The organism is Limnohabitans sp. (assembly GCF_038134685.1).
Taxonomy (GTDB): Bacteria; Pseudomonadota; Gammaproteobacteria; order Burkholderiales; family Burkholderiaceae_C; genus Limnohabitans_A.
The window spans coordinates 1-5458 of the sequence record NZ_JAYPVP010000043.1 but is presented as its reverse complement, the minus strand read 5'-3'; the positions used below and the strand labels follow the sequence as shown (position 1 = coordinate 5458).

Below are 5458 nucleotides of genomic sequence, written 5' to 3'. Positions count from 1 at the left end.
GGCAAGTCCAGCCTGGCCTTTGACACGCGGTATGCCGAAGGCCAGCGCCGCTATGTCGAGAGCCTGTCGGCCTATGCGCGGCAGTTTCTGCAGCTGATGGACAAGCCCGATGTGGACCTGATCGAGGGCCTGTCGCCCGCGATTTCCATCGAGCAAAAGGCCACCAGCCACAACCCTCGCTCCACCGTGGGCACGGTCACCGAGATCCACGACTACCTGCGCCTGCTGTTTGCCCGCGCAGGCACGCCGCACTGCCCCGACCACGACCTGCCGCTGCAGGCGCAGACCGTGGCCCAGATGGTCGACGCGGTGATGGCCTTGCCCGAAGACACCAAACTGATGGTGCTGGCACCGATCGCCCGCGAGAAAAAGGGCGAGTTCGAAAAGGTGTTCGAGCAGATGCAGGCGCTGGGTTATGTGCGCTTTCGCATCGGTGGCCAGGTATTTGAGGCCGAAGATCTGCCTGAACTGAAAAAGAACGAGAAGCACAACATCGACGTGGTGATCGACCGGCTCAAGGTTCGTTCGGAAGAGGATGCGAAGGCCCGCGATGCCCTGCGCCAGCGTCTGGCCGAGAGCTTTGAAGCGGCGCTGAACCTGGCCGAGCAGCGTGCCTTGGCGATCGAAATGGACAGTGGCAAAGAACACCTGTTCAACGCCCGCTTTGCCTGCCCGGTCTGCAACCACTCGATCGCCGAGCTGGAGCCCCGCGTGTTCTCGTTCAACTCGCCGCAGGGCGCTTGCCCCAGCTGCGACGGCATCGGCACCATGGAGTTCTTCGACCCCGAGCGGGTGGTGGCCTTTCCGAGTCTGAGTCTGGCCAGCGGCGCCATCAAGGGCTGGGACCGGCGCAACGGCTTTTACTTCAGCATGCTCGAAAGCCTGGCCAGGCACTACAAGTTCGACGTGGAGTCGCCCTTTGAAAACCTCGCCCCCGACATCCAGCAGGTCATCCTGCACGGCTCGGGCGAAGAAGAAATCAAGTTCAGTTACATCATGGAGTCCGGTGCCTCGCAGGGCAAAAAGGTCAGCAAGAAGCACCCGTTCGAAGGGATCATCCCCAACATGACGCGGCGCTACCGCGAGACCGATTCGGCCCTGGTGCGCGAAGACCTGTCGCGTTACCGCAGCACCCAGCCTTGCACCAACTGCCACGGCACCCGCCTCAAGCGCGACGCCCGCCATGTGCGCATTGGAGAAGGTGCGCAGGCCCGCGCCATCTACGAGATCAGCCACGTCACACTGGGCGAGGCACAGAGTTACTTCCAGAGTCTTAAACTCTCGGGCGCCAAAGCCGACATCGCCGACAAGGTGGTGCGCGAGATCGCCTCGCGCCTGAAGTTCCTCAACGACGTGGGCCTGAACTACCTGAGCCTGGACCGCAGCGCCGACACCCTGAGTGGTGGCGAGGCACAGCGCATCCGTCTGGCCAGCCAGATCGGCTCCGGGCTCACGGGCGTGATGTACGTGCTGGACGAGCCCAGCATCGGCCTGCACCAGCGCGACAACGACCGCCTGATCGGCACACTCAAACACCTGCGCGACATTGGCAACAGCGTGCTGGTGGTCGAACACGACGAAGACATGATCCGCACCGCCGACCACGTCATCGACATGGGCCCGGGTGCGGGCGTGCACGGCGGGCGCGTGATGGCGCAGGGCACTTGTGCCGACATCCTGGCAGCGCCAGAGTCCATCACGGGCCAATACATGTCGGGCCGAAAACAGATCGCGATCCCGAAACGCCACAAGCCGGGCCAGGACTGGCTCGAGGTCGTGGGCGCCAGCGGCCACAGCCTGAAAAACGTGAACGTGAAGTTCCCGGTCGGCCTGCTGACCTGCGTGACCGGTGTGTCCGGCTCGGGCAAATCCACGCTGGTGAACGACACGCTGTACACGGCGGCTGCACAACAAATCCACCGCGCGCACGACGAACCCGCGCCGCACGAAGAAATCAAAGGCCTGCAGCATTTCGACAAGGTCATCAACGTCGACCAGTCACCGATTGGCCGCACCCCGCGCAGCAACCCGGCCACCTACACCGGGCTGTTCACCCACATCCGCGAACTGATGGCCGAAGTGCCCGCCGCCCGCGAGCGCGGCTACGGCCCGGGCCGCTTCAGTTTCAACGTGAGTGCATCGTCGGGCGGGGGCCGCTGCGAGGCATGTCAGGGCGATGGCATGGTCAAGGTGGAGATGCATTTCCTGCCCGATGTGTACGTGCCCTGCGACGTGTGCCACGGCATGCGCTACAACCGCGAGACGCTGGAGATCCAGTACAAGGGCCAGAACATCGCGCAGATCCTAGACATGACGGTGGAAGCGGCCTACGCCTTCTTCAGCGCCGTGCCCAGCATCGCCCGCAAGCTGCAGACCCTGCTGGATGTGGGCCTGAGTTACATCCGTCTGGGCCAGAGCGCCACCACGCTCTCGGGCGGCGAGGCGCAGCGCGTCAAGCTCGCGCAGGAACTCTCCAAGCGCGACACCGGCCGCACGCTCTACATCCTAGACGAGCCGACCACCGGATTGCACTTTGCCGACATCGATTTGCTGCTCAAAGTGCTGCACCAGCTGCGCGACGCGGGCAACACCATCGTCGTGATCGAGCACAACCTGGACGTCATCAAGACCGCCGACTGGCTGATCGACATGGGGCCCGAAGGCGGTGCGGGTGGCGGCACGGTGGTGGCCGAAGGCACACCCGAGCAGATCGCGGCGAACCCCTCAAGCCACACCGGCGCTTATTTGCACCGATTGCTGAACCCCACCTGATCTGCATGGAAACAGAACTCAAACTCAGCCTGGATGCGGCAGACCTGCCGCGTCTGCTCAGTCACCCTTTGCTCGGCAGTTCACTTGAGCCACAGCGCCTGCTCAACACCTACTTCGACACCCCTGCACTCGACCTCCAAGCCAGGCGCATGGCCGTGCGCGAGCGGCTTGCGGGCACACAATGGCTGCTGACCGTCAAAACCGCTGGCCGCAGCGAAAACGGCCTGTCACGCCGCCAGGAATGGGAAGGCCCAACCACGCCAGGCGCTTTGCAGTTTGACGCGCTGGTCGACGATGTCACGCTGGCCGCAGACCTGATGGCTTTGCGCCCCGCCCTGCAACCACTGTTTGCCACTGACTTTGAGCGCCAGCGCTGGGTTCTTGAACACGATGGGGCCCGCATTGAAGTGGCGCTGGACCAAGGCCGCATCCACGTCCCCGGCACTCCGCTGAACGAGCATTTACTGGAGTTGGAGCTGGAATTGCTGGCCGGGCCCGAATCGGGGCTCAGCACACTGGCCGCCGCGCTGCGTCAAACGGCGCAAGGTGCCATTGCCCTTACGCCCAACGACACCAGCAAGGCCCAACGCGGCATGGCGCTGTGGGAGCGCTCGCGCTGATCAGGCCGCCTTGGCCGCCTCCAGCGTGTCGCGGGTTTGCTGCGCCACTTTGCGTGCAGCTGCCGCAAAGTCATCGCCACTGCTGGCGTAGAGCACCGCACGCGATGAGTTCACGATGATGCTTGCCCCCTCGCGCCAGCCGGCCTTGACCGTGGCCACTGCATCGCCGCCTTGCGCACCGACGCCCGGAATCAGCAAAGGCACCGTCGGCGCCAGCTCGCGCACACGCTCGATCTCGTTGGGGTAAGTCGCACCCACCACCAGACCCAGCTGGCCATTCAGGTTCCAGGGGCCCTGCGCCAACGCGGCCACATGCTCATACACACGCGGCTGGCCATCGACCGAGGCCAGGCGCTGGTTTTGCAGATCGTCGCCACCGGGGTTGGAAGTCCGGCAGAGCAAAAACGCGCCCTTGCCCTCGTACTTGAGGTACGGCGCCACCGAATCCCAGCCCATGAAGGGCGAGAGCGTGACGGCATCGGCGCCGTAACGGTCAAAGGCTTCCTTGGCGTACTGCTCGGCGGTGGAGCCAATGTCGCCGCGCTTGGCATCCAGAATGATCGGCACCTGCGGCGCCACACGGCGCATGTGCTCCATCAAACGCTCCAGCTGACCCTCGGCGCGGTGCGCGGCAAAGTAGGCAATCTGCGGCTTGAAGCTGCTGACCAGGTCCGCCGTCGCGTCCACAATGCGGGCGCAAAAGTCGTAAATCTTGTTGGCATCGCCCTTCATGCCGGCCGGAAACTTGGTCGGTTCGGGGTCCAGGCCCACGCACAGCATGGAACGGTTTTGGCGCTCGGCGGCGCGCAGCATGTCTAGGAAGGTCATGGGCAGGATTTTAAGGTTTCACCTAAGATGCCGGCCATGCACAAACTTTCCACCCGTCAATGGACCTTGCTGGTTCTGCTCACCCTGGTCTGGGGCGTGAACTGGCCCATCATGAAAGCCGGGGTCACAGGCTTTCCGCCTTTGACGTTTCGCCTTTGGTGTTTGTGGCTGGGCGTGCCGGTGCTGGCGTTGGTGCTGTGGCAGCAAAAGTTGCCTTTCAAAGTTGAGCGTGCGCATTGGCCCGAGGTGCTCAAGCTGGCTTTTTTCAACATGGTGCTTTGGCACAGCCTGATCATTGTGGCGGTGCAGTCGCTGTCCAGCGGGCGGGCGGCCATTTTGGGCTACACCATGCCGATTTTTTCGGCTGTTTTGGGTGCCACCTTGTTCAGTGACCGCTTGCCGCCCCGCGCTTGGCTGGGGGTGGCGGCCGCTGCGGGCGGAGTGGTGCTTTTGTTGTGGCATGAGCTGGCCAACCTGGGTGGGCGGCCTGTGGGCGTGTTGCTGGCCTTGGGCGCTGCGGCGGCCTGGGCCATGGGAACGCAGCTGCTGCGCCGCACCAAGATGCCGGCTCACACGCTGACCCTGGCGTTCTGGATGAGCGTGATCACCAGCGTCAGCCTGACCGTGTTGGCCTGGCTTTTTGAACGCGAACAATGGCACGCCATGCCTGCGCACACCTTGGCCGCTGTGATTTACAACGCCGTGATGGTGATTGGCTTTGCACACAGCGTCTGGTTTTACCTGGCGCGCAGCTTGCCTCCCATTGCGTCCACCTTGAGCGTGATGATGATTCCGGTTGTGGGCGTGTTCAGCGGCGCGCTGTGGCTGGGCGAAGTGCTGCACTGGCAGGACTGGAGCGCGATTGCCCTGGTGCTGGTGGCCATTGCCAGCGTGCTCTGGCCACGACGAGCGGCTTGACGCCCTCTCTACAATGGCGCCCATGCTCAAATTCGACCTGCTCAAGACCGACCCTTCCAGCCACGCCCGCCGAGGCACGCTCACCCTTAACCACGGGGTGGTGCAAACGCCCATCTTCATGCCGGTGGGCACGTATGGCACGGTCAAAGGCGTCATGCCCCGCAGCCTGCACGAGATGGGCGCACAGATCATTCTGGGCAACACCTTCCACCTCTGGATGCGTCCCGGTCTGGACATCATGCAAAGCTTTGGTGGCCTGCATCAGTTCGAAAAATGGGACAAACCCATCCTGACCGACTCGGGCGGTTTCCAGGTCTGGT

5 protein-coding genes are annotated in these 5458 nt (G+C 63.6%); 4 read left to right on the top strand and 1 reads right to left on the bottom strand.

Annotated elements, in window-relative coordinates:
• Both uvrA and AAFM15_RS11535 read left to right on the top strand, forming a co-directional pair.
• A partial coding sequence (gene uvrA / locus AAFM15_RS11540) for an excinuclease ABC subunit UvrA (protein WP_341686861.1) occupies positions 1–2772 on the top strand: 2772 nt, incomplete at its 5' end.
• Between the two features lie 5 nt (positions 2773–2777).
• Complete coding sequence (locus tag AAFM15_RS11535) at positions 2778–3392, top strand: CYTH domain-containing protein (RefSeq protein ID WP_341686860.1); 615 nt, start codon at positions 2778–2780, stop codon at positions 3390–3392.
• On the opposite strand, the gene pyrF is transcribed toward AAFM15_RS11535, so the two are convergent.
• Positions 3393–4220 (bottom strand): orotidine-5'-phosphate decarboxylase, encoded by an 828-nt coding sequence (gene pyrF / locus AAFM15_RS11530; protein WP_341686859.1) that lies wholly within the window; start codon positions 4218–4220, stop codon positions 3393–3395.
• Positions 4221–4256: 36 nt separating this feature from the next.
• Between pyrF and AAFM15_RS11525 the strand changes: the two genes are divergently transcribed.
• Both AAFM15_RS11525 and AAFM15_RS11520 read left to right on the top strand, forming a co-directional pair.
• Positions 4257–5138, top strand: coding sequence for a DMT family transporter (locus AAFM15_RS11525; RefSeq protein ID WP_341686858.1), 882 nt, complete (start codon positions 4257–4259; stop codon positions 5136–5138).
• A gap of 22 nt (positions 5139–5160) precedes the next feature.
• Positions 5161–5458, top strand: a 298-nt coding sequence (locus AAFM15_RS11520) for a tRNA-guanine transglycosylase (protein WP_341686857.1), incomplete at its 3' end; no start/stop codon positions are given.